At 63.8% G+C, this 22240-nt stretch carries 26 protein-coding genes and 1 pseudogene; 19 read left to right on the plus strand and 8 right to left on the minus strand.

From position 1 onward, the window contains the following. Window positions 1-163 (minus strand): annotated as a pseudogene (locus ACFWYE_RS13590) (tryptophan synthase subunit beta); the annotation flags it as partial. A 29-nt stretch (window positions 164-192) separates the two neighbouring features. After that, complete coding sequence (locus ACFWYE_RS13595; RefSeq protein ID WP_379112011.1) at window positions 193-855, minus strand: phosphoribosylanthranilate isomerase; 663 nt, start codon at window positions 853-855, stop codon at window positions 193-195. 114 nt (window positions 856-969) lie between these two features. Between ACFWYE_RS13595 and ACFWYE_RS13600 the strand changes: the two genes are divergently transcribed. Then, window positions 970-1188, plus strand: coding sequence for a hypothetical protein (locus tag ACFWYE_RS13600; protein WP_379112013.1), 219 nt, complete (start codon window positions 970-972; stop codon window positions 1186-1188). A gap of 18 nt (window positions 1189-1206) precedes the next feature. On the opposite strand, the gene ACFWYE_RS13605 is transcribed toward ACFWYE_RS13600, so the two are convergent. Next, the gene (locus tag ACFWYE_RS13605) at window positions 1207-1650 is read right to left on the minus strand and encodes a MarR family winged helix-turn-helix transcriptional regulator (protein ID WP_379112015.1); all 444 of its coding nucleotides are present in this window, start codon (window positions 1648-1650) and stop codon (window positions 1207-1209) included. 79 nt (window positions 1651-1729) lie between these two features. Here ACFWYE_RS13605 and ACFWYE_RS13610 point away from each other — a divergent pair, with 79 nt between their 5' ends. Beyond that, window positions 1730-2548 carry an SDR family NAD(P)-dependent oxidoreductase gene (locus ACFWYE_RS13610; RefSeq protein ID WP_379112017.1) on the plus strand — a complete coding sequence of 273 codons (819 nt, stop codon included), beginning with the start codon at window positions 1730-1732 and terminating at the stop codon, window positions 2546-2548. Between the two features lie 9 nt (window positions 2549-2557). On the opposite strand, the gene ACFWYE_RS13615 is transcribed toward ACFWYE_RS13610, so the two are convergent. Continuing rightward, on the minus strand, window positions 2558-3439 hold the full coding sequence (locus ACFWYE_RS13615; protein ID WP_379112019.1) for a LysR family transcriptional regulator: 882 nt from the start codon (window positions 3437-3439) through the stop codon (window positions 2558-2560). A 269-nt stretch (window positions 3440-3708) separates the two neighbouring features. Between ACFWYE_RS13615 and bla the strand changes: the two genes are divergently transcribed. The 5 genes from bla to ACFWYE_RS13640 all read left to right on the plus strand — a co-directional run bounded on the left by bla (window position 3709) and on the right by ACFWYE_RS13640 (window position 7711). Beyond that, complete coding sequence (bla, locus tag ACFWYE_RS13620) at window positions 3709-4605, plus strand: class A beta-lactamase (RefSeq protein WP_379064594.1); 897 nt, start codon at window positions 3709-3711, stop codon at window positions 4603-4605. Between the two features lie 31 nt (window positions 4606-4636). Further along, complete coding sequence (gene ampC / locus ACFWYE_RS13625; protein ID WP_379112020.1) at window positions 4637-5812, plus strand: class C beta-lactamase; 1176 nt, start codon at window positions 4637-4639, stop codon at window positions 5810-5812. A 44-nt stretch (window positions 5813-5856) separates the two neighbouring features. Then, a complete protein-coding gene (locus tag ACFWYE_RS13630) occupies window positions 5857-6171 on the plus strand; it encodes an EthD family reductase (protein ID WP_379112022.1) in 315 nt (104 codons plus the stop codon). Window positions 6172-6326: 155 nt separating this feature from the next. Further along, window positions 6327-6839 (plus strand): GNAT family N-acetyltransferase, encoded by a 513-nt coding sequence (locus ACFWYE_RS13635; RefSeq protein WP_379112023.1) that lies wholly within the window; start codon window positions 6327-6329, stop codon window positions 6837-6839. Continuing rightward, window positions 6836-7711: a phosphotransferase family protein gene (locus tag ACFWYE_RS13640; RefSeq protein ID WP_379112025.1), complete on the plus strand. Its 876-nt coding sequence runs from the start codon at window positions 6836-6838 to the stop codon at window positions 7709-7711. The genes ACFWYE_RS13635 and ACFWYE_RS13640 overlap by 4 nt, the downstream gene beginning before the upstream one ends. Before the next feature lie 57 nt (window positions 7712-7768). Here ACFWYE_RS13640 and ACFWYE_RS13645 read toward each other — a convergent pair whose 3' ends face one another. From ACFWYE_RS13645 to ACFWYE_RS13660, 4 genes are all read right to left on the minus strand, one after another. After that, window positions 7769-8527 carry a M48 family metallopeptidase gene (locus ACFWYE_RS13645; RefSeq protein WP_379064586.1) on the minus strand — a complete coding sequence of 253 codons (759 nt, stop codon included), beginning with the start codon at window positions 8525-8527 and terminating at the stop codon, window positions 7769-7771. Between the two features lie 162 nt (window positions 8528-8689). Continuing rightward, the gene (locus ACFWYE_RS13650) at window positions 8690-9151 is read right to left on the minus strand and encodes a DUF2852 domain-containing protein (protein ID WP_379112026.1); all 462 of its coding nucleotides are present in this window, start codon (window positions 9149-9151) and stop codon (window positions 8690-8692) included. Between the two features lie 215 nt (window positions 9152-9366). Then, a complete protein-coding gene (locus tag ACFWYE_RS13655; protein WP_379112028.1) occupies window positions 9367-10509 on the minus strand; it encodes a benzoate/H(+) symporter BenE family transporter in 1143 nt (380 codons plus the stop codon). Further along, a complete protein-coding gene (locus ACFWYE_RS13660) occupies window positions 10509-11279 on the minus strand; it encodes an alpha/beta hydrolase (protein WP_379112030.1) in 771 nt (256 codons plus the stop codon). Before ACFWYE_RS13660 ends, ACFWYE_RS13655 begins: the two co-directional genes overlap by 1 nt. Window positions 11280-11583: 304 nt before the next feature. On the opposite strand from ACFWYE_RS13660, the gene infC reads away from it, so the two are divergent. The 12 genes from infC to ACFWYE_RS13720 all read left to right on the plus strand — a co-directional run bounded on the left by infC (window position 11584) and on the right by ACFWYE_RS13720 (window position 22161). Beyond that, window positions 11584-12120, plus strand: coding sequence for a translation initiation factor IF-3 (gene infC / locus ACFWYE_RS13665; RefSeq protein ID WP_082407524.1), 537 nt, complete (start codon window positions 11584-11586; stop codon window positions 12118-12120). Window positions 12121-12244: 124 nt separating this feature from the next. Next, the gene (locus ACFWYE_RS13670; RefSeq protein WP_379064578.1) at window positions 12245-12886 is read left to right on the plus strand and encodes a methyltransferase family protein; all 642 of its coding nucleotides are present in this window, start codon (window positions 12245-12247) and stop codon (window positions 12884-12886) included. A gap of 112 nt (window positions 12887-12998) precedes the next feature. Then, complete coding sequence (locus tag ACFWYE_RS13675; protein WP_379112032.1) at window positions 12999-13631, plus strand: methyltransferase family protein; 633 nt, start codon at window positions 12999-13001, stop codon at window positions 13629-13631. 170 nt (window positions 13632-13801) lie between these two features. After that, window positions 13802-14005 carry a 50S ribosomal protein L35 gene (rpmI, locus tag ACFWYE_RS13680; protein WP_027166935.1) on the plus strand — a complete coding sequence of 68 codons (204 nt, stop codon included), beginning with the start codon at window positions 13802-13804 and terminating at the stop codon, window positions 14003-14005. 33 nt (window positions 14006-14038) lie between these two features. Next, window positions 14039-14440 (plus strand): 50S ribosomal protein L20, encoded by a 402-nt coding sequence (gene rplT / locus ACFWYE_RS13685; protein WP_024924238.1) that lies wholly within the window; start codon window positions 14039-14041, stop codon window positions 14438-14440. 148 nt (window positions 14441-14588) lie between these two features. Continuing rightward, window positions 14589-15686: a phenylalanine--tRNA ligase subunit alpha gene (gene pheS / locus ACFWYE_RS13690; protein WP_379064571.1), complete on the plus strand. Its 1098-nt coding sequence runs from the start codon at window positions 14589-14591 to the stop codon at window positions 15684-15686. A 206-nt stretch (window positions 15687-15892) separates the two neighbouring features. Further along, window positions 15893-16339, plus strand: coding sequence for an ASCH domain-containing protein (locus tag ACFWYE_RS13695; protein WP_379112515.1), 447 nt, complete (start codon window positions 15893-15895; stop codon window positions 16337-16339). Continuing rightward, the gene (gene pheT, locus ACFWYE_RS13700) at window positions 16336-18741 is read left to right on the plus strand and encodes a phenylalanine--tRNA ligase subunit beta (RefSeq protein WP_379112033.1); all 2406 of its coding nucleotides are present in this window, start codon (window positions 16336-16338) and stop codon (window positions 18739-18741) included. Before ACFWYE_RS13695 ends, pheT begins: the two co-directional genes overlap by 4 nt. Window positions 18742-18834: 93 nt before the next feature. Then, window positions 18835-19671, plus strand: coding sequence for an aldo/keto reductase (locus ACFWYE_RS13705; protein WP_379112035.1), 837 nt, complete (start codon window positions 18835-18837; stop codon window positions 19669-19671). A gap of 431 nt (window positions 19672-20102) precedes the next feature. Beyond that, window positions 20103-21113, plus strand: coding sequence for a Tim44 domain-containing protein (locus ACFWYE_RS13710; protein ID WP_379112036.1), 1011 nt, complete (start codon window positions 20103-20105; stop codon window positions 21111-21113). 131 nt (window positions 21114-21244) lie between these two features. Continuing rightward, window positions 21245-21847, plus strand: coding sequence for a nucleotidyltransferase family protein (locus tag ACFWYE_RS13715; protein ID WP_379112038.1), 603 nt, complete (start codon window positions 21245-21247; stop codon window positions 21845-21847). A gap of 17 nt (window positions 21848-21864) precedes the next feature. Beyond that, complete coding sequence (locus ACFWYE_RS13720) at window positions 21865-22161, plus strand: hypothetical protein (protein WP_379112039.1); 297 nt, start codon at window positions 21865-21867, stop codon at window positions 22159-22161. The last annotated feature ends 79 nt before the right edge of the window (window positions 22162-22240 follow it).

Raw genomic sequence — 22240 nt, forward strand, 5'->3', positions numbered from 1 at the left:
CGGCCTTGAACGCGGGATCGTTCTTGGCCTTCTCCCATTCCCGCTCCAGGTCGAGGATCAGCGGCATCAGCGTCTCGGCGACAAAACGCCCGCCGAATATGCCGAACATCCCCTGTTCGTCGGGGCCCGTGCGGAAGGAATTGGGCAATGCCGGCTTGTTCATAGCCGCTCTCCTAGAATGCTGTCCGATGCTCAGGCGGCGCGGATCTTGCGCGCTGCCCGCACTGCCTGAAAAAACTCTGCGATCAACCGGACATCCTTGACCCCCGGTGCGCTTTCAACGCCGGATGAAATGTCGAGGCCGGGCGGATTGGCGATCGCCAGCGCCTCGCCGACATTGTCCGCGTTGAGCCCTCCCGAAAGCATGTAATCGAGATCGGCGTCAAGGCTGGTCAGGATGCGCCAGTCGAAGGAGACACCGTTGCCGCCGGGCAGTTCCGAACCCTTTGGCGGCTTGGCATCGAACAGGAAACGATCGGCGACGCCGCGATAGGGCGCGATAGCCGCGAGATCGCCGGCTTCGCGTAGCGAAAGCGCCTTCATCACCGGCAGGCCGTAGCGGGCCTTCACTTCAGCAACGCGTTCGGGGCTTTCGGATCCATGCAACTGCAGCATGTCGGGCGCCATTGCCGCCACGATCCCGTCCAGGGAGGCGTCGTCGGCATCGACGGTGACAGCAACCGCCTTGGCTTTACCGCGCGCCGCCTGGCGCAGGCGCCCGGCTTCAGCAGGCGCGATGTTGCGCGGGCTCTTGCCGAAGAAGATGAAGCCGACATGGCTGGCGCCGTTGTCGAGCGCGGCAGCCAGTGCTTCGTCGGTCCTGAGACCGCATATCTTGATATCGCGTGTGTCCATCTCGCGTGCCATAGGGCGGCAAGTGCCACGAAAAGCCGGCAAAGTCGAGGAAAAGCGACGGTTTGCCGAAATGGCGAAAGCAGCTACCTTGTCGGCAAACGGAGCAGCATCGCCATGGCCGAGAACACCGTCACCGAGCTGAAGGAAAAGCTTGCCCAGGCGCGTGAGGTGATCGCGCATCTGATCGACAAGGCTGCCTTCAACGGTGCCGAGGCGCATCGCGCGCTCGACTATTTCGGCGGCGATGCCTTCGACAGGAAATTCCTGCCGTGGCCACGCCAGGAAGATGAAGGGCTGAGGCCCGATGAACTCAACGCCGCCAACGACGACTGAGCGTTTACCGGTCGGCGTTTAGCGGTCATCGTCGGCCGCAGGTGTCGCGGCTGAGATCTTCTTGAATATCCGTTCCAGCGCGACGAGATCATCGGCGTCGAGCGCGGTGATTTCACGGGGCGGCCTGCGGAATTCAGCCAGCAGCTCGTCGCGCGTCCGGCGCCCTTTGGTCGTGAGCGCCACCAGCTTCACGCGGCGGTCTTCCGGTGCGGCCCTGCGTTCGACCAGTCCGGCCTTTTCCAGCCGGTCGACAACCCATGTCGTGTTGGAAGGGTCGCTCTTCCATTGTCGCGCCAGTTCGCCGATCGGCCTGCCCTGCGAGCCGTCCAGGCCGGAAAGCGCCCTCGCGTCATTGGGTGTCAGACCGCGCTGGCGCAGGCTTTCCGAGCGTTCCGGCGCGGAGCGCATGAAGAAGTCGAACATCAGCCGCCAGGCTGCGGATGCGCTGTCAGGACCTGTCATCACGTCGTTTCTAAAAATTTGACTCTCACCATATTGGTAGTACTTTAAATAAACCGAAAGGTCAAACTCGAGGGCTGATATGACTGAGTTGAAAAGGGCCGTGCCGTTTGCGGGCAAGGTTGCGCTGGTCGCCGGGGCCAGCAAGGGCATCGGCGCGGCGACCGCGGAGGCCTTCGCCACCGCCGGCGCCGCGGTTGCGTTGATTGCGCGTTCGGGCGATCTGGTCGAGGCGAGGGCCCGACAAATCCGGGAAAATGGCGGCAATGCGGTAGCCATCCAGGCCGACGTCGGCGATGACGAGCAGATGGCGCGGGCGGTCGAGCAGACCGTTGCCGAATTCGGCGGGCTGAATGCGGCCTTCAACAACGCCACCGATGGCCCGCGGCCGGCGCCGCTCGCCGATCTCGACCTCGATGGGTTCGGGCGCGGCATCCGCACCAACATCGACGGCACCTTCATCGGCATGCGCCACGAGATCGCCGCCATGCTGAAGGGCAGTGGCGGCGCCATCGTCAACATGGCTTCCGTCGCGGGCGCCAATGGTACCTCGGGCCTGGCAGGCTATGTCGCCGGCAAGGCCGGCATCATCGGCCTCACCAAGGCTGCCGCTCTCGACTATGCCGACCGCGGTATCCGCATCAACGTCGTTGCCCCTGGCCCGATTCTGACGCATCACCTCGAGGCGGCGGGGCCGGAGGCGCAGCGGCAGGCCGGGCTCGCCACGCCGATGCGCCGCATCGGGCGCGTCGAGGAAGTCGCCAGCGCGGTGCTGTGGCTCTGCTCGGACGAGGCCAGCTTCATCACCGGCGCGCTGCTGCCGATCGACGGCGGTCAGACCGCCGGCAACAAGATCGCGATGAATTATCGTCCGGGCGAGCCGATGCGGGCGGGGTCCTGAGATCGGGGTCTATCGGGCCCGGTCGCTGTCCATTGTGTCGACCAGCCACTCGCGGAACGCGGTCATGGCCGGTGTTTCCTCGCGCGATTTCAGCCGCGTCAGCCAGTAGCTGCCGGTGTGCACGGCAATATCGAAGGGCCGCACGATGCGTCCGGTTGCGATGTCGTGGCTGAACATCGCCACCGGAACGAGTGCGACGCCGACGCCCCGTGCGGCTGCCTCCACCAGTGTCAGCGAGGAATCGAACATCCAGCCGCGCAGGCTTGGCGCTCCCATGCCGGCAGCCTTGAACCACAGCTTCCATTCGTCCATCCGATAGGATCGCAGCAGCTCGGCATTGGCCAGATCGGCTGGAGTGCCGAGATCGGCCTGCAGCGCCGGAGCGCAGACTGGCGAGAGCGGGGCGTCCATGAGGTGAAAGGCTTCCGTGCCATGCCAGGCGCCGTCGCCGAAACGGACGAAGAAATCGAGCCCGTCGAGCAGGATGTCCGAGCGGTTGTTGTTGGTCTTGAGGCGCAGGTCGAGATGCGGATGCTGTTCCTTGAACCCATTCAGCCTTGGCAGCAGCCAGCCGATCGCGAAGGTACCGACCACGCCGACGGTCAGGATCTCGCGGTAGTTGCCCTCCTCGAACTGGCTCAGGGTGGCGCTCATGCGGCGGAAGGCATCGGTGAGCACCGGCAGCAGTGCGTGGCCCTCGTCGGTCATCGTCAGTCCGCGCGGCAGCCGCTTGAACAGCGTCACCCCCAGCGCATCCTCCAGCGCCTTGATCTGATGGCTGATCGCCGTCTGCGTGACGCGCAATTCGAGACCGGCCCGGGTGAAGCTGCAATGGCGCGCCGAAGCCTCGAAGGCACGCAGGGCATTGAGCGGCAGTTGCGACACTTCCATCGGCTATGACCAAGTTTCTCTCATGCCTGAGCTTAGAATTGATCGTTTGCCTGGGGCAAGAGGCATCGCCATAGTCGCTGTCGAGAGTCGCGAATGGGAGCCAGAGCAATTCCAGGAAAAGTGCGTAGCGGTTTTCCGTCCGGAATTGCGGAAAACAAGAAAGTTGGAGCGTTTCCGCGTTTCCGTTGATAACGGAAACGCTCTGGCCACGGTCCCGGACCAGGGCGTTCGTTCCTCTCCCTCAATCAATGCTGATATGGAACACGCGAATGACGATGTCCTTTTCGCGCCGGCAGGCCCTTGCCGGCAGCCTTCTTGCCATCCCGACCCTGGCGGCATTCAGTTCGATCGCACGCGCCGAGCGCGGCGGAGAAGCTGAAAACAAGCTCGCCGAACTGGAACGCAGACACCCCGGCCGCTTCTGCGTGACCATCCTCGATCTTGGCAGCGGCAGGCGTATCCAGCACCGGGCCGACGAACGCATCCTGATGTGCAGCACGTTCAAGGCCCTGCTGGCTGCCTTGGTTCTCGCGCATGTCGACAAAGGCGAGGGCAAGCTGGATGAACGCATCAAGTTCACCAGGAAAGACCTCGTCACGATGAATTCGCCGGTCACCGAGGCGCATGTCGACGGCCCTGGTCTGACCGTCGCCGAACTGTGCGATGCGATCGTCACCCGCAGCGACAATACGGCAGCAAATCTGTTGCTTGCACGCTTTGGCGGACCGGCGGCTGTCACGGCTTTCTGCCGCCGTCTCGGTGACGACATCACGCGTCTCGACAGGACCGAGCCCACGCTGAACATCCATGACGGTCCCGACGACCAGCGTGACACCACCACGGCGGCAGCGATGGCGGAAACCCTGCGCAAGCTGCTGTTCACCGATGTCCTGTCGGCCGCCTCGCGTTCTCAACTGGCGGCCTGGCTGATCACCAACAAGACCGGCAACACACGGTTGCGCGCCGGCCTGCCCGGGGATTGGCTTGTCGGTGACAAGACCGGTACCAATGGTGACGAGTACGGTAACAACAATGATATCGCTGTGATCTGGCCGCCGGATCGTGCCCCGCTGATCGTGACCGCCTTTTGCGAAATTCCCAGGATATCCTCCAGGGATCGCGACGCCGTCATCGCCGAGATCGGCCACATCGCTTCGCAGGTTTGACATGACCGACCTATCGAAAGATCCAGGAACCATGACCAGAATTCTTGCAATCGGAACCGTTGCCGCCGCGCTTCTGCAACTCGGTGCCAATGCCCATGCCGCCGACAACAAGGACGCCGAGCGCCGGCTCGAGCAGCTGGTGAGCAAGACCGTACGGCCACTGATGAAGGAAAACGACCTGCCCGGCATGGCCGTGGCCATCACCATCAACGGCCAGCAGTCTTTCTTCGGCTACGGCGTCGCTTCCAGGGAAAGCGGCCAGAAAGTCACCGAAAAGACCATCTTCGAAGTCGGCTCGGTGTCGAAGACCTTCGCCGCGACGCTGGCCGCCTATGCCGTCGAAAGCGGTACGTTTTCCCTGTCCGAAAAGGCAAGCGCCTATCTTCCGGCGCTTTCCGGCAGCGCCCTCGACAAGGTCGATGCCCTCGACCTCGGCACCTACACCGCCGGCGGCCTGCCGCTGCAGGTTCCCGACGACGTGACCAATCAGGATGGCATGATCGCCTATTTCCGGGCCTGGAAACCGGAGTTCGCCGCGGGAACACACCGGCGTTATTCCAATCCCAGCATCGGCCTGTTCGGCTATCTGGCCGCGGAAAGCATGGGCAAGTCGTTCGATGCGCTGATGCAGGAGACAATCCTGCCCAAGCTTGGCTTGTCCAACACCTTCATCCACGTGCCGAAGGAACGCATGGGTGACTATGCCTACGGCTACACCAAAACCGGCAAGCCGATCCGCGTCTCGCCCGGCGTTCTGGATTCGGAAGCCTATGGCATCAAGACCACCGCTCCTGACCTGATCCGTTTCGTCGAAGCCAATATCGATGGCAAGGTGTCGGACGAGAAGCTGCGTCGTGCCATCACCGCCACCCATGTCGGCTACTACAAGGTCGGCGAGATGGCTCAGGGGCTGGGCTGGGAGAGCTATCCCTATCCAACCGCCCTCGACACGCTGCTGGCCGGCAACTCGGCCGACATGGCGTTCAAGCCGCAAAAGGCCGAGAAACTTCAGCCTCCGGTTCCGGCTGGCGGCGACGTCTGGCTCAACAAGACCGGCTCAACCAACGGCTTTGCCAGCTATGCCGCGTTCATCCCGGCCAGGAAGGTTGGCATCGTCATTCTAGCCAACAGGAGCTATCCGATCCCGGCCCGAATCAAGGCGGCATATCGCATCCTGTCCGGCATTGAGAAATTGTCCGGGCTTTAAAAAGGCCCCTCCGACCCCGAGGGGCATCCCTGCAGGAGCCCAGCATGATCAAGATGAGCGTCTACTATCCGGCCGATGGCGGCTCGAGGTTCGATCACGACTATTACCGCACCACCCACATGCCGCTCATAAAGCAACGGCTCGGCGATGCCTGCCTGCGCTACGAGATCGAGAAGGGCATTGTGGGTCGCGAGGCTGGAAGCGCGCCGGAGTTCGTCGCGGCATGCCACGTCTACTCGCCGAGCCTGGAGATATTCCAGCAGACGTTCGCCCCACACCGGGCGGAAGTCGCCGCGGACGTCGCCAACTATACGGATATCGCGCCGATCGTGCAGTTCAGCGAAATCGTTGGAGGCTAGGCGGCTTCTGCGTGGGAGCGCCTGACGTGGACGAATCGGACCGGCCGGGCCTTGCCTGGCCGGTTTGTCGTTGCCGTCTGGACCATGCCGTGGAGTTGCTTCCGACAGGTGGCGGGGCCATTTGTGCGGAACTGCGGCAATGAAGACTGACGGCGATGACGGACGACCTCACCATCAGGGCTCTTGAGGCCGGCGATCTGGATTTGATCGCCGCGACGGATGGCGGACCAGCCTGGAATGCCGATTCCGTGCTCTGGCAGGGCTACCTTGCCGAAGCAGCTCGAGATCGCCGCGTCGCGCTGCTCGCGTTCCAGGGCCGGCACGTTGTCGGCTACGGCACGCTGCTGTGGCAGTCGGACTATCTGCCTTTCAGCGAAGCCGGCATTCCTGAAATAAACAATCTGGTCGTTGCGCAGGCCGCGCGGCGCGGCGGTATCGCCACGGAGATGATCGGCCGCTTCGAACAGCTCGCCGCCTCAGCAGGCAAGCCGGTGATCGGCTTGGGGGTCGGTCTCTATGCCGACTACGGCGCGGCCCAGCGTCTCTATGTCAGGCTGGGTTATCTTCCGGACGGGCGCGGCATCACCTATGGCGAAAAGCCGGTGGCTGCTGATCAGCCCGTGCGCGTTGATGACGACCTCATCCTCTGGCTGACGAAATCGCTGTGAGCGAGGTGCGCGATATCCCTTCGAACCCGATCGCGGACAGGCCGACGCCCGCCGAGATCGCGGCGGCGCTGAAGCTGCCGCCCTCGCCGAAAGTCGTTGCGACGGGCCAGAACAACCTCGTGCTCGATTTCGGCGAGACGATCGTGCGGCTGCCATTTCATCCATCCGGCATTCGCGAACTGGCGCGAGAGGCCGATGTGCTGGCCGCGTTGCGCCCGCATTTGCCGCCGCTTGTGCCTGTCCTGGAACTGCGTGACGTCGGCGCTCATGTCGTCTCCATGCACCGCAAACTCGCGGGCGAACCGATAACCGATCCCGGCATGCTGCCCGGCGAAGAGCAGAGATCTTTTGCGCGGGATCTGGCCGCTTTCCTGGCGGCATTGCATGCGCTGCCGGTCTCGCTCCTGCCCGACGTTGAAGCCGTCGATCCGCTGGCCGAATGGCATGAATTGCTGCGACAATGCGAAGACCATGCCTTCCCGCTGCTGCCGGCGGATGTCGTCGCGGACATCAGGCAACGGTTCAGTGCCTTCCTGTCCGGTTCCGGCATGGCTGCCCGGGCGATTATCCATGGCGATTTCGGCGCCGGCAACATCCTGGTCCATGACGGCCGGCTCTCGGGCGTGATCGATTTCGCAGGCTGCGGCATCGGCGATCCAGCCTATGATTTCGCAAGCCTGGCCGCGGGCTTCGGCGACGACTTCGTCACCCTGGTCGAACGGCACATGCCGATATCCCAGCCGATGCACGAGCGCATGGCCTTCTATCGCGGCACGTTCCCGCTGCTGGACGTTCTGTTTGGTGTCGAACAGGGCGACGACGATGCGCTGCAGGCGGGATTGCAAAGCTTGACGGGCCGGACTGACGGGTGAATTGAGCTCACCAACACGCGCATCGATCCGACATGATGGGCGGCTTGCAAGAAATCCCTAATCGAACGCGATCGCCTGCAGCGCGCCGCCATTCTTCTTCAGCCAGGCCTTGCAACGCTCGGTGTCGGGGCACAGCTCTGCGCACAGCTTCCAGAATTTCGGGCCGTGGTTCATCTCTTTCAGATGCGCCACCTCATGCGCCACCAGATAGTTTATCACCGGTGGCGGCGCCATCATGATGCGCCACGAGAAGGACAGGTTGCCGTCCGCGGTGCAGGAGCCCCAACGGCTCGACGTGTCCTTGAAGCGAATGCTTTTCGCTTTGCGACCGATCGCGCCGGTGTGGCGCTGCACCAGCACTTCGATATCGCGCTTGGCCTCTCGTTTCAGGAAATCGGCGACACGGCGCGGCAAATGCAGCCGGTCGCCATGAATGGTGAGTGTCGGACCGGTCTCGTCTGCACCGACCACGACGGTGCCGCGCTTGCCCGGCTCGTGCACGACCAGATGCGGGACACCGCGCAGCGGGATCTTGATGCCCGGCCGCACCTGCGGCCGGTCCGGAACCTTGGCCAGCCGCTGTTCGAGCCAGCCCTGGTGGCGGCTGAGGAACCTTTCGACCTCGCCCTGGCGCAGCCCTGGCGGCACCGTGATGCGCAAGCCCTGCCCGCCGGCATCGATCCGCAGCGTCAGGCGCCGCGCGCGTTCGTTCTCCACGATCCGGAGCGGCAGCGTCCGCCCGGCCACATGGTGCTCGCGCTCCTCGACCGGGGCGGGCCTGGGCTTGGTCAGGTTGCGGAAGAAGGCGAAGGACATATGAGGAACATAAGCGATTCGAGGAAATCTGTAGCGGTCTTCGCGGCGATGTGATTGCCGCCGGATGACGATTTGATTGTTTCGGCGAGCTGGGGCGGGTCTCCGAAACGACAGCGGCGCCGCTTTTGGCGACGCCGCTGGAACTCATGCTGATCGCATCGATCAGTCGTCGAGCAGGTTCGTGCCCTTGCCCTTGGCGGGCTTGGTGGTGGCCGGCGCGGTCGGCTTGTTGCGCTGGGCCATGAAGCGGTCGAACTCTTCCTGGTCCTTGGCGCGGCGCAGCTCGCGGGCATAGTCATCGAATTCGGACAGCGCTTCATCGAGCTTGCGGCGCTCTTCGGCAAGACGCTCCAGTTCCTTGTCGCGCCAGTCGTCGAAGGCGACATTGCCGGTGCGGGCGGAGGCATGGCCCCAGCGATGCGCCTTGTCGGCGCCACGCCGGCAGCCGGCGAAGATGCCATCGGTGGCCTTGTTGACGTCGCGCTTGAAGCCGTCGAGCCGGTCGCCCCAGATGATGTAGGCGAGCATGGCGAGGCCCAGCGGCCAGAACACCACGAAGCCAAGAACCATCAGCGCGATGGTTGCCGGCGTCCAGGCCGGGCGGATCAATGCAGTCGTGTTCATTTCTCCCGTTCCTTCGGTTAAGCATTTGCAGCCAAGTGACATCACTTGGCGTCGCACAATGCGGCGAAACCAAAACCTGGAGCGTTTCCGCGTTTCCGTGAAGAACGGAAACGCTCCATAGGCAGCCAAGCACGGCTGCTCCCGATCGAAGTGGGAAGGGTTGCCCCCTTGTTCAAGCACAAACGCCTGGGTGCCAGGGCAACCGCCTGTAAAGCCTAGCGATTTTTTGCGTGATCGAGCACGACCACGATCATTCCGGCGACCAGACCCCAGAACGCGGCGCCAACGCCGAACAGGGTCAAGCCCGAGGCGGTGACGACAAAAGCCGTCGTTGCCGCCATGCGTTCATGCTCGTCCTTCAGTGAGATGGTCAGTGCGTTGGTGAATGGCCCGAGCAAGGCAAGGCCCGCGACCAGCACGATCAGGCTTTGCGGCAACACTGCGAAGATCGCCACCAGCGAGGCGCCGAAGATCGCGAACACGACATAGGCGAGTGCATAGAATGGCCCGGTCTTCCAGCGCTCGGCAGGGTCGGGGTGCACGTCAGGTCCGGTGCAGATCGCTGCCGAGATCGCGGCCAGATTGGAGGTCGACGCGCCAAATGGCGCAAGCAGGAAGGATACCAGCCCGGTGAAGCTGATCAACGGACCGGGCTCGGGATTGTAGCCGGCGGCCCGTAGCACGGCGAGACCGGAAAGGTTCTGAGAGGCCATGGTGACGAGATAGAGCGGCAGTGCCAGCCCGATCGCCGCCTTGGCGGTGAAGACCGGTGCGATCAGTGTCAGCGTCGAAAGCTCCGGCGCCGGCAGGCTGCCGACGCGGCCGGTGAGGAAAGCGGCAAGCCCGCCGCCAATCAGCACCGCCAGCACAGACAGCGCCGGGTTCCACAGGCGGATCAGGAAGAAGGCCGCGATCAGCGGCAGCACCAGCCAGGGATCGACCGGAATGGTCCTGACGGCGTTGAGCGCGAAGGTGACGAGAATGCCGGCCAGCATGCCCGACGCCACCGAGGCCGGGATCTTCGAAATCAGCTGGGTCAGCGGCTTGAGCAGGCCGGTCAGCACCAGCAGCGCGCCGGCGATCAGGAAGGCGCCGACGGCTTCGCCGATCGGGAAACCGCTCGACGCCGCGATCAGCGCCGCGCCCGGTGTCGACCAGGCACTGATGATCGGCATCCTGGTGCGCCAGGACAGCCACGCCGTTTCCACCGCCATGGCGATGCACAGCGCGGTGACCCAGCTTGCCGTCTGCAGCTGCGTGGCGCCAACGGCATTGGCGGCCGCGATGATGATGGCGAGTGTGCCGCCAAAACCGACGATCGCGGCGACGAAGGCCGATATCGGAATGGAGATGCGCATCAGCCGGCCCGCTTGACCAGGGTTTCGACGGCGCGCTGCAGCAACTCCAAGTCCTGCGGGCGTGACAGCCGATGGTCGCCTTCCGGTACCAGAGACAGCGTGACGTCGTCGGAGGGCAGGTGGCTGACCAGCTTGAGCGCATGGGTGTGCGGCACGTCGGGATCGGCAAGGCCCTGGATGACATGGACAGGGCAATGCGTGTCGATCGGGTCGGTCATGACGAGGTTGTCGCGGCCATCCTCGATCAGGGCGCGCGTGTAGATGTAAGGCTGGTCGGAATAGTCGGACGGCTCGGCGAAGAAGCCGTTCTCGGCAAGATCGCGGCGCTGTGCATCGGTCAATGTCGGTTCGATCAGTTCGGCGGTGAAGTCGGGCGCTGGTGCGAGCAGCACCAGTCCGGCGACACGATCGTCGCCGGCCTTGCGCAGTTCCTGCACCATGCGCAGCGCGATCCAGGCGCCCATCGAGGAACCGACCAGGATCTGTTTGCCGGCGGCGTATCGGCGAAAGACGGCCAGGCTCTGGGCAAGCCAGGTCGAGATCGTGCCGTCATTGAAGTCACCGCCGGATTCGCCGTGCCCGGAATAGTCGTGGCGCAGGAAGGCGTGGCCGTTCCTGTGGGCCCAGTCGGCGAGCGTCTCGGCCTTGGTGCCCAGCATGTCGGACTTGTAACCACCAAGCCAGGCCAGGCCCGGAGCCTTGCCGGCCTGATGGCGGACGGCGATGGATGTGCCGTCGACATCGAGAAAGTCGGGAGCGGTTGGCTGCATGGTGCGGTTCCTAAGGCATCGCTCGACCAGGAGCGATGCGCAGCTTCAACTGTTTTGAGCCGGCGTATCCCTTCGACGCGCCCGCTCGAGGTTGCGCTTCTTGGCATGGCCTGGACGCAGCGAAAAGAGCGCTGTTCAGTTCTTTGCTTGGTTCAGAAAGCAACAGTAGGACTAATTTGCCTGAACAGGTGATTTGTTGTCGCGCCTGTGCTATTGACTCGCGCCGCGCGGTCACCACATTGACGCGCCAAAGCAAATTTTGAACTGAATTCCAGAACGCCAACGGCTCGAGGAGACCACGACAATTCGCAGACCTTTCAAAGCAGCGGCGCCCACGAAGGATGGCCCGCGCGCAAACCGGGATATCCGCGTCCCCCGCGTCCAGCTTATCGACGCAGAAGGCAAGAACCGCGGTGACGTTTCCATCAACGAAGCATTGCAGCTGGCTGAGGAAGCGGGGCTGGATCTGGTCGAGATCTCGCCCAACGCCGTCCCGCCGGTCACCAAGATCCTCGACCTCGGCAAGCTGAAATACGCCAACCAGAAGAAGGCCGCCGAGGCCCGCAAGAACCAGCGCGTCATCGAGATCAAGGAGATCAAGATGCGCCCCAACATCGACAGCCACGACTACGACGTGAAGATGCGCGCCGTGCGCCGCTTCTTCGAGGAAGGCGACAAGGTCAAGCTGACGCTGCGTTTCCGTGGCCGCGAAATGGCGCATATGGAACTCGGCATGCAGCTTCTCAACAAGGTGCGTGAGGAAGTCGCCACCATCGCCAAGGTTGAGGCGGAGCCGAAGCTTGAAGGCCGCCAGATGATGATGGTGCTGGCGCCGCGTTGATCGTGGCCGAGCCAGCCGGATTCGGACGAAGGCGCCCCGTCGAAAGCGGGGCGCCTTTTTCCTGCCTCAACTCGGTGATTTGTCGCCTTGCATGCGACGCTCAGCGACGATCGGACCTCTGAACATGAACAACAAAATTGCCGAGACGGACGCCCGGCGCGCGCTCGGCACCTATCAATCTCTCCGGCGCCTGGTCCTGGCCATCCTCATCATTGCGATGTTTGCGGCGCTGCTGTTCGGGGAGGCAGTCTATCCGCCTGAAACCTTCGTCCACGAAAGCGTGGAGATGGTCGGCGTGCTGATGATCTTCCTCGGCATCATAGGGCGCCTGTGGTCGACGCTGTACATCGGCGGGCGCAAGTCGCACGAGGTCGTCACCGGTGGGCCGTATTCGATAACCCGCAACCCGCTTTATGTCTTCTCGACGCTGGCCGCCGCCGGCGTCGGCGCACAGATGGGCTCGATCGTCGCCACTGTCGGCTTCGGCCTGCTCTGCGCCTTGGCGTTCCACATCGTCATCCTGCGCGAAGAGCGTTTTCTCTCTGCGGAACTCGGCGCGCCCTACAGGGACTATCTCGCGCGCGTGCCACGCTTCATTCCCAAGCTTTCGCTCTATGAGGAAGGCGATACCGGCTCCTTCCGTCCGCGCCTCCTGCTCAACACCCTGCTCGACGGCCTGGTCTTCCTGATCGCCATGCCGATCTTCGAACTGATCGAGAACGCGCAAGGGTCCGGCGCGCTGCCGATCCTTTTCCGGTTGCCCTGACCGCCACGATTTCTCCGCAAACAGATCGGGTAAATTCCACAAACGCACCCGACAAATTCCGCAAACGAATCCGACAAAACCCGATCGCAGTTCTGCGGTCGGGTTTTCTTTCATGCCCACGATCCCATCATCCGAGGCGCTCGAAGCATTGGGGCGCTATCAGCGGCGACGGCGCGGCGGGCTCGCCGTGCTGATTGCTGCCTTTTTCGGGCTCATTGCCTTCAGCGGCTCGTTGCATGACGAGCTCGCGCATGAGCGGATCGAATCGACAGGGCTCGTCTTGATCCTGGTCGGTATCGGCGGCCGGCTCTGGTCGATCCTCTACATCGGCGGGCGCAAATCCGCGGAGCTGGTTTCGACGGGTCCTTATTCGATCATGCGCAACCCGTTGTATTTCTTCTCGACGATCGCCGCTGCCGGCATCGGCGCCCAGACCGGCAGTGTGGTGGTGACGATCGCCTCCGCGCTGCTCTGCGCGGCCGTGTTCCACATCGTTGCACTGCGGGAAGAGCGTTATCTGAAGAGCGTGCTCGGCGCGCCCTACGAGGACTATCTGCGGCGCGTGCCGCGTTTTCTGCCAAACCCGTTCCTCTACCGGGATCAGGCCGAGGTGACGTTCACCACGCGCGTCTTCAATCTCACCTTGCGCGACGGGCTGGTGTTCCTGGCAGCCATCCCCTTCTTCGAGCTGATCGAGGAAGGCCAGGAGAACGGGCTGGTACCGATCCTGTTCTGGCTGTATTGACGCTGCAACACCGGCAGGGATTGCACACCCGCCATCTTTGCAGTATAGGGCCGCGTTCCAGAAAAACCGCCCGGCAGGGCATGCCGTGGCGGTTTAACTTGCTTTCCAGGCTTTGGTCGGCCCGGAAACAACAACAAGAAGGCTTAAAGCCTTCGCATAGGAGTAGCAAAATGCCCAAGATGAAGACCAAGTCCGCCGCCAAAAAGCGGTTCAAGATCACTGCGACCGGTAAGGTCCTGTCGGCTGCGGCCGGCAAGCGTCACGGCATGATCAAGCGCAGCAACAAGTTCATTCGCGATGCCCGCGGCACGATGGTTCTGGCTGAACCGGATGGCAAGAAGGTCATCAAGAACTTCCTTCCGAACGGCCTCTGAGCCGGCTGCGCCCCAATTTAAGGAGATCATGACATGGCACGCGTAAAGAGAGGCGTTACCGCCCACGCCAAGCACAAGAAGGTCCTGAAAGCCGCCAAGGGTTTCTACGGCCGTCGCAAGAACACCATCCGCATCGCCAAGCAGGCGGTCGAGAAGTCGCTGCAGTACGCCTATCGCGACCGCAAGGCGCGCAAGCGTAACTTCCGCGCGCTCTGGGTACAGCGCATCAACGCCGCTGTCCGCGAGCACGGCCTGACCTATGGCCGCTTCATCGACGGCCTCAACAAGGCTGGTATCGAGATCGACCGCAAGGTCCTGTCCGACATGGCTATCCACGAGCCGCAGGCTTTCGCCGTGCTCGTAGGCAAGGCCAAGGTCGCGCTCGAATATCTGAAGAACACCACCCCGAATGCTTTTGAAAGCGCTGTCGCCTAAGCCAGCGTCTTCCCAAGCTTTTCGAAATCTGATTTGGGAAACCCGCGCTGGCTCGGCCGGCGCGGGTTTTTCTTATGCCGCGCTCAAAAGCAACCAAATGGCTATCGGCAGATCGCTGCCGCGTAGCCCCGATCGAAAGAGTTTTATCGTGAACGCCAACGCTGGAAATCTCGAAGTCCTGGAGAGCGCGCTGCTTGCCGACATTGCAGCTTCTGCCGACGAGCAGGCCATCGAGGCCGTGCGCATCGCCGCCCTCGGCAAGAAGGGCTCTGTCTCGGAGCTGTTGAAGACGCTGGGCGCGATGACCGCCGAGGAACGCCAGGTCCAGGGCCCCGCGATCAACGGGCTGAAGAACCGCGTCACCGAGGCTCTTGCCACCCGCAAGGCCGAACTGAAGAATGCTGCCGTCGCCGCCCGACTCGTTGCCGAGACGGTCGACGTCACGCTGCCGGTGCGCCAGTCGCCGGCCGAGCGCGGCCGCATCCACCCCATCAGCCAGGTCATCGACGAGATCGCCGCCATCTTCGGCGATATGGGCTTCGCCATCGCCGAAGGTCCGGATATCGAGACCGACCATTACAACTTCACCGCGCTCAACTTCCCTGTCGGCCACCCGGCGCGCGAGATGCACGACACGTTTTTCCTGCAGGCGGCCGAGGGCAACGAAGCCAGGCTGCTGCGCACCCACACCTCGCCGGTGCAGATCCGCACCATGGAGGTGCAGAAGCCGCCGATCCGCATCGTCATTCCGGGCAAGACCTACCGCATGGATTCGGACGCGACCCATACGCCGATGTTCCACCAGCTCGAAGGGCTGGTCATCGACCGCACGGCCAACGTCGCCAACATGCGCTGGGTGCTGGAAGAGTTCTGCAAGGCGTTCTTTGAAGTGCCGAGCCTGAAGATGCGCTTCCGGCCGTCCTTCTTCCCGTTCACGGAACCGAGCCTCGAAGTCGACATCCAGTGCGACCGTTCGCGGCCGGGTGAAGTGCGCTTCGGCGAAGGCAACGACTGGATGGAGATCCTCGGCTGCGGCATGGTGCATCCCAATGTGCTGCGCGCCGGCGGGCTCGATCCCGACGAATACCAGGGCTTCGCCTGGGGCATGGGCATCGACCGCATCGCCATGCTGAAATACGGCATGCCGGACCTGCGCGCCTTCTTCGACGCCGATGTGCGCTGGCTGTCGCATTACGGCTTCCGCCCGCTCGACATGCCGACGCTGTTCGGTGGCCTCAGCACCTGATGATGAAGACGGTTGAAGACACACCGCTTGGCCGTTTCCAGATCGACTGGGGCATCGCCGAGCCGACGACCGAACTGGGGAGCATCGTTTCCCGGAACGATGAGCCGCGTGCGTTGACCTTTGGCGACCCGCTCTACCCGAATGAGACCAAGACCTTGGGCGTGTATCGCAACGATGCTAGCGGCGAATGGCTACTTCTCGCCGAGATCACGCCTGGTGTCTGGGCACTTGGACGGCAAGTCGGCGACCCCGCAGTGACCTTTGCTTTCGGCGACAGTCCGGAACTGCAGGACGAACTGCTGGCGCTGGTGCTGGCAGGCCGCAAGACCGCGACCTGCGGGGCACTGCGTGACTTCGGCGATCACGAGCCGGTGCCGCAGGTCGGACGGCGCGATGTCGTGCTCGATGGCCTGGGCCGCCGTGCCGCGGTCATCGAGACGCTGTCGATCGAGATGAAGCGCTTCGACGAGGTCGATGCCGCCTTTGCGCGCGAAGAGGGCGAAGGCGACCTGTCCTACGATTACTGGCGAGAGGCGCACGAAGCCTATTTCGGCCGCAACGGCGGTTATTCGCCTGACATGATTCTGGTTTGCGAGCGTTTCCGGCTGGTGGAAGTGCTCGACCGCAACAATACGAAACGAGTGAACCCATGAAATTCACCCTCTCCTGGCTCAAGGATCATCTCGAAACCGATGCCACGCTGGACGAGATCGTCGAGCGTCTGACCTCGATTGGCCTCGAGGTCGAAGCGGTCGACGACAAGGCGGCGCTCAAGCCCTTCGTCATCGCCAGGGTGCTGACGGCTGCCAGGCATCCGGACGCCGACAAGCTGCAGGTGCTGAGCGTCGACATCGGCTCCGGTACGCCGGTTCAGGTCGTCTGCGGTGCGCCGAACGCGCGTGCCGGTCTCATTGGCGCCTTCGCGGCGCCAGGCACCTATGTGCCCGGCATCGACGTCACCCTCTCGGTCGGCAAGATCCGCGGTGTCGAAAGCCATGGCATGATGTGTTCCGAGCGCGAGCTCGAACTGTCGGACGAGCACAACGGCATCATCGATCTGCCACAGGATGCGCCGGTCGGCACCTCCTTCGCGGCCTATGCCCATCTCGACGATCCGGTCATCGAGATCAACCTGACGCCGAACCATCCGGAAGCCACCGGCGTCTACGGCATCGCGCGCGATCTTGCTGCATCGGGGCTCGGCAGACTGAAGACCGCACCGGTCGAACCGGTCGCCGGCAAGGGCGCCACCCCGGTCAAGGTCAGGATCGAAGCGCCGGATCTCTGCCGTGTCTTCGCGCTCAGGCTGGTGCGCAACGTCAAGAACGGCCCGTCGCCGAAATGGCTGCAGCAGCGGCTGATGGCGATCGGCTTGCGGCCGATCAACGCCCTGGTCGACATGACCAACTACATCACCTTCGATCGCGGCCGGCCGCTGCACGTCTTCGACGCCGCCAAGGTTGCGGGTAATCTGGTGGTCCGCCGCGGCAAGGAAGGCGAAAGCGTGCTGGCGCTCGACGGTCGTACCTATTCGGTGACCCCGGACATGTGTGTCATCGCCGACGACAATGGCGTCGAATCCATCGCCGGCGTCATGGGTGGCGAACATTCAGGCTGTGACGAGAACACCACCGACGTGCTGATCGAGGCTGCCGTCTGGGAGCCGCTGACCGTCGCCCGCACCGGTCGCACGCTCGGCATCATCACCGACGCGCGCTACCGCAACGAGCGTGGCATCGATCCGGTCTTCAACACTCCGGGCATCGAGCTTGCCACGCGCATGGTGCTCGACCTGTGCGGCGGCGAGCCGGCCGAGATCGAAGTGTCCGGCGAGACCGGCTTCACGCCGAAGGTCGTCTCCTTCCCGGTGTCCGAGGTCAGGCGCCTGACCGGTATCGATGTGCCGAAGGCGGAAAGCCTCGACATCCTGACCCGCCTCGGTTTCGTGGTGAAAGGCGACGGCGACGTGGTTGAGGTCGCGGTGCCGTCCTGGCGCCCCGACGTCGACGGCAAGGCCGACCTGGTAGAAGAGGTGATGCGCATCCACGGCGTCGACGAGATCCGGCCGCAGCCGCTGTCCAGCCATGGCGTCGTCAACGGCAAGATCCTGACCACGCTGCAGATCCGCACCCGCGCAGCTAAGCGTGCGCTGGCCGTGCGTGGCATGATGGAAGCCGTGACCTGGTCGTTCATCCCGGCCAGGCACGCCGAGCTGTTCGGCGGCGGCCAGAAGCACCTGAAGCTGGCGAACCCGATCGCTGCCGACATGTCCGACATGCGGCCGTCGCTGCTGCCCGGCCTTGTCGCGGCAGCGCAGCGCAATGCCGATCGCGGTTTTGGCGATGTGGCTCTGTTCGAGGTGTCCGGCACCTATGAAGGCGATACGCCCGAAACGCAGCGCCGTGTCGCCGCCGGCGTGCGTCGCGGCACCGCCAAGCTCGACGGTTCCGGCCGCCACTGGGCCGGCAACGCCCAGGGCGTCGGCGTGTTCGATGCCAAGGCCGACGCCATCGCGGTGCTCGAAGCCTGCGGCGCACCGGTCGATCGGCTGCAGATCGAGACGGGCGCGCCGTCCTGGTACCACCCGGGTCGCTCCGGCGTCATCAAGCTCGGCCCAAAGGTGGTGCTCGGCCATTTCGGTGAGTTCCACCCCACGGCGCTGGAGGTGCTCGATGCGTCCGGTCCGCTCTGCGGCTTCGAGGTGTTCGTCGACGCCATTCCAGAGCCAAAGGCCAAACCGACCCGCACCAAGCCGAAACTGGAACTCTCGGCCTTCCAGGCCGTGAAGCGCGATTTCGCCTTTGTCGTCGACAAGGCGGTCGAGGCCGGCACGCTGACGCGCGCTGCCCTCGCCGCCGACAAGAAGCTGATCACCGGCGTTTCCGTCTTCGACGTTTTCGAAGGGGCAGCGCTCGGTGCCGGCAAGAAGTCGATCGCCATTGAGATTGCGATCCAGCCGGTGGAAAAGACGCTGACCGACGAGGATTTCGAAGCGCTGGCCAGGCGCGTGGTCGAAAACGTCGCCAAGCAGACCGGCGGCGTGCTGCGGACTTAACATCTTGCCCTGGATGTTGACGCATCCGGGGCGTCTCAATCGCCGGCGTGGCCCATCCGGGCCACATGACCGTCTGTATGGGAGATAGCAACGATGCCGGCGATCCGTACCACGCGACTTCCCGCCGGCGTCGATGTTCCGGTGCTCGGCCAGGGCACCTGGTACATGGGCGAGGACAGGCGCCGCGCCGCCGATGAGGTGGCGGCGCTGCGGCTTGGGCTCGATCTCGGCATGTCGTTGATCGATACCGCCGAGATGTATGCTTCGGGTGGCGCCGAGGAGGTGGTGCGCGAGGCCATCGCCGGTCGCCGCGACGAGGTCTTCCTGGTCTCCAAGGTGCTGCCGTCGAATGCCTCGCGCCAGCGCACCATTTCGGCCTGCGAGAGCAGCCTGAAGCGGCTGGGCACGGACCATATCGATCTCTACCTGCTGCATTGGCGTGGCGGCGTGCCGCTGGCCGAGACGGTCGAGGCCTTCGAGGCACTCATGGCTGCCGGCAAGATCGGCCACTGGGGCGTCAGCAATTTCGACGTCGACGACATGCAGGAACTGACGCGTGTCTCCAACGGCGTCCAGACCAACCAGGTGCTCTACAATCTGGAAAGCCGCGGCATCGAGTTCGATCTTTTGCCGGCTTCGCAGCGGGCCGGCATTCCGGTCATGGCTTATTCGCCAATCGGGCAGGGCGGCTTCGCAGGCGATGACAGGCTTGCCGCGATCGCCGGGCGGCACGGTGTCAGCACCACGCAGGTGGCGCTGGCCTGGGTGCTGCGCCACGAGGGTGTCATCGCCATTCCGAAAGCGGTGAGGCCCGAACATGTCCGCGCCAATCGCGCCGCTGCCGATCTCGTGCTGACCAAGGCGGATCTCGCCGAACTCGACGCGGTCTTTTCGCCGCCGCGTCGCAAGGTGCCGCTGGAGATGATCTGAGAGCAGGGTTGAACGCGAGCGCTTGGGTGCGTCCTTCGAGGCTCGCCGGCAAGTTTTGCATGAATTTTCGAGCGCCTTGCGGGCTCGCGCCTCAGGATGAGGGCCGTTGTACAACCGCGCTCAGGTTCCGAGACGCATCAGAACTGGCGCCCTGGCACCCAACGGCCCTCATCCTGAGGTGCGAGCCCGCGAGCCGGTGGAAACTAAGCGCGATCATAGCCGGGCGAGCCTCGAAGGACGCACCGCAAACCTGGAAATGTCGCTGTCGCCTCTGCCTTTTCCATGTACCGGCTCTTGCAAAGCGCGTCGGCATTTCCCACATCCCGTGCGCGGACCGGGCCCCTCTGACGTCTATGCAAGACGTGATGTCGGACCGCTGAATTGGGCCCGCTTTGCATTTTCACCGGAGCGGGTTGTGGGAGAAGGACCCGATGATCTCTGGCAAGACACGTTCATTTGCATTGTTGGCCACGCTTCTGATGGCGTTCACGCTGGTGTCGACCGATTTCGCCGACGCCCGGCGCGGCGGCAGCTTTGGCAGCCGCGGCACGCGCACTTTCCAGTCGGCGCCGCCGACACGCACCGCGCCGGCCCCGACCGCTCCGGTCGAACGCTCGATGACACCGAACACCGGACCGACCGCGACGACGCGGCAGCAGCAGCCTGGCATGGCGCAGCAGCAGCGCCCCGGGCTGTTCAGCGGTCTCGGTGGCGGCCTGATGCGCGGCATCCTGATCGGCGGTCTGCTTGGCGTCCTGTTCGGCTACGGTTTCGGCGGCATGGCCGGCGCGCTTGGTTTCATCGTGCAGCTTCTGCTGGTCGGCCTTGTCGTGATGCTGGCGCTGCGCTTCTTCCGCTCGCGCCAGGCGCCGGCAACGGCGACGGCCAGCGGTCCGGCCGCCGGCGGGCCTGGCGAGATGTTCGGACGCATGGCCAATCGCGACGCTGTCGAGGATGAGCGCCCGGCCGGCAATGGCCGTGCGGGTTCGTTTGGCATCCCGGGATTTGGTACCCAGGCGGCTCCGGCCTCGCAGGACATCGAGCTCGGCAAGGAAGACCTCGACCGGTTCGAGCGCATGCTGGACGAAGTCCAGACCGCTTTCGCCAAGGAAGACCATGCCGGCCTGCGTCGCCTGTCGACGCCCGAAATGGTGTCCTACTTCTCGGAAGAGCTGGCCGACAATGCACAGAACGGCCTTCGCAACGACGTTGCCGACGTGCATCTGGTGCAGGCCGACATCGCCGAAGCCTGGCGTGAAGACAACCAGGACTACGCCACGGCGGCCTTCCGCTATGAGTCGATCGACGTGATGCGCGACCGCAAGACCGGCAAGGTGGTCGAGGGCGACGAGAGGCTCAGCGAGACGACCGAGCTCTGGACCTTCACCCGCCCGCGCGGCGGCGACTGGAAGCTGTCGGCGATCCAGGAAGCGTCTGCTTGATACCAGAGGTCCGGATGTTGATACATCCGGACGCCTCAAGTTCGGAAATGGCCCGCGAAACCTCGCGGGCCATTTCCGTTTCAACGGGACGGCGCGTTGCTCAAACTGGCGAATCGCCGTCTTCTCGGCTCATGCATCACCTGCGCCATTCCGGCCTGCCCTTTGCCGATCAGGCAGCTGCTCTCAAGACGATTCTGCGGGCCGACCCTATCGTCTGGAAAGCGCTCGAGCTTGCCCGCGACCTGACCCTGCCGGACGGAATGGTCGTCTCGGGCGCGATCTATAACAGCGTCTGGAACAGCCTGACCGGCAAGCCGTCGGGCCATGGCATCAAGGACATCGACCTCTTCTACTGTGACGGCGCCGACCTCTCCTACGAGGCGGAGGATGCCGTCATCCGGCGCGCGGCCGCGCATTTCGAATGCCTGCCGCTGCCAGTGGAAGTGCGCAACCAGGCCCGCGTGCATCTCTGGTATCCAGACCGGTTCGGCCGCATTTGCCCGGCCTATCGCTCCAGCGCCGAGGCGCTCGGCTATTTCGCCTCGCGTACGCATGCCGTGGGCGTTCGGCTGACGGTGGCAAATGATATCGACGTCATCGCTCCGTTCGGCCTCGACGATATCTTTTCCTTCCGCATCACACCGAACAGGGTGATGGACAATCGCGAAACCCACGAGGCCAAGGGTGAACGTGCCGTGCGGTTGTGGCCGCAGATCACGGTCGAGCACTGGTAAGCAGCGAAAGGCACACGATGCGCATCCTTCTCATTCTTGGCGCTCTTGTCGTTGGAACGATCGCCGGGATTTACCTGTTCGGGATGATCTGGCGAACCACCGCTCCAGACGGAGAAGTGGCGATGATCGTAGGAGGGGCCACGCCAGTGCTCCTCGGGGCGTGGGCGTTTCTCGGCACAAAGAGCGCCGACGGCCACAGGCCAAGCCTCGGCAATGTACGGACCTGGTTCGCTCTTCTGGGGATCGTCGCGGCAGCCGCAGGGCTCTTTGTGCTGCTGGTAGCAGCCCTCTTCCTGATGGTTCAGCGCGGTTAGTGTGGCCTCGGATCACGGACGAGCCTCGGTGAAAGCTGGTCCTTCCCCCACAAGGGGAGAAGGAAAGACCGGGCCGATT

The organism is Mesorhizobium sp. NPDC059025 (assembly GCF_042739655.1).
Taxonomy (GTDB): Bacteria; Pseudomonadota; Alphaproteobacteria; order Rhizobiales; family Rhizobiaceae; genus Mesorhizobium.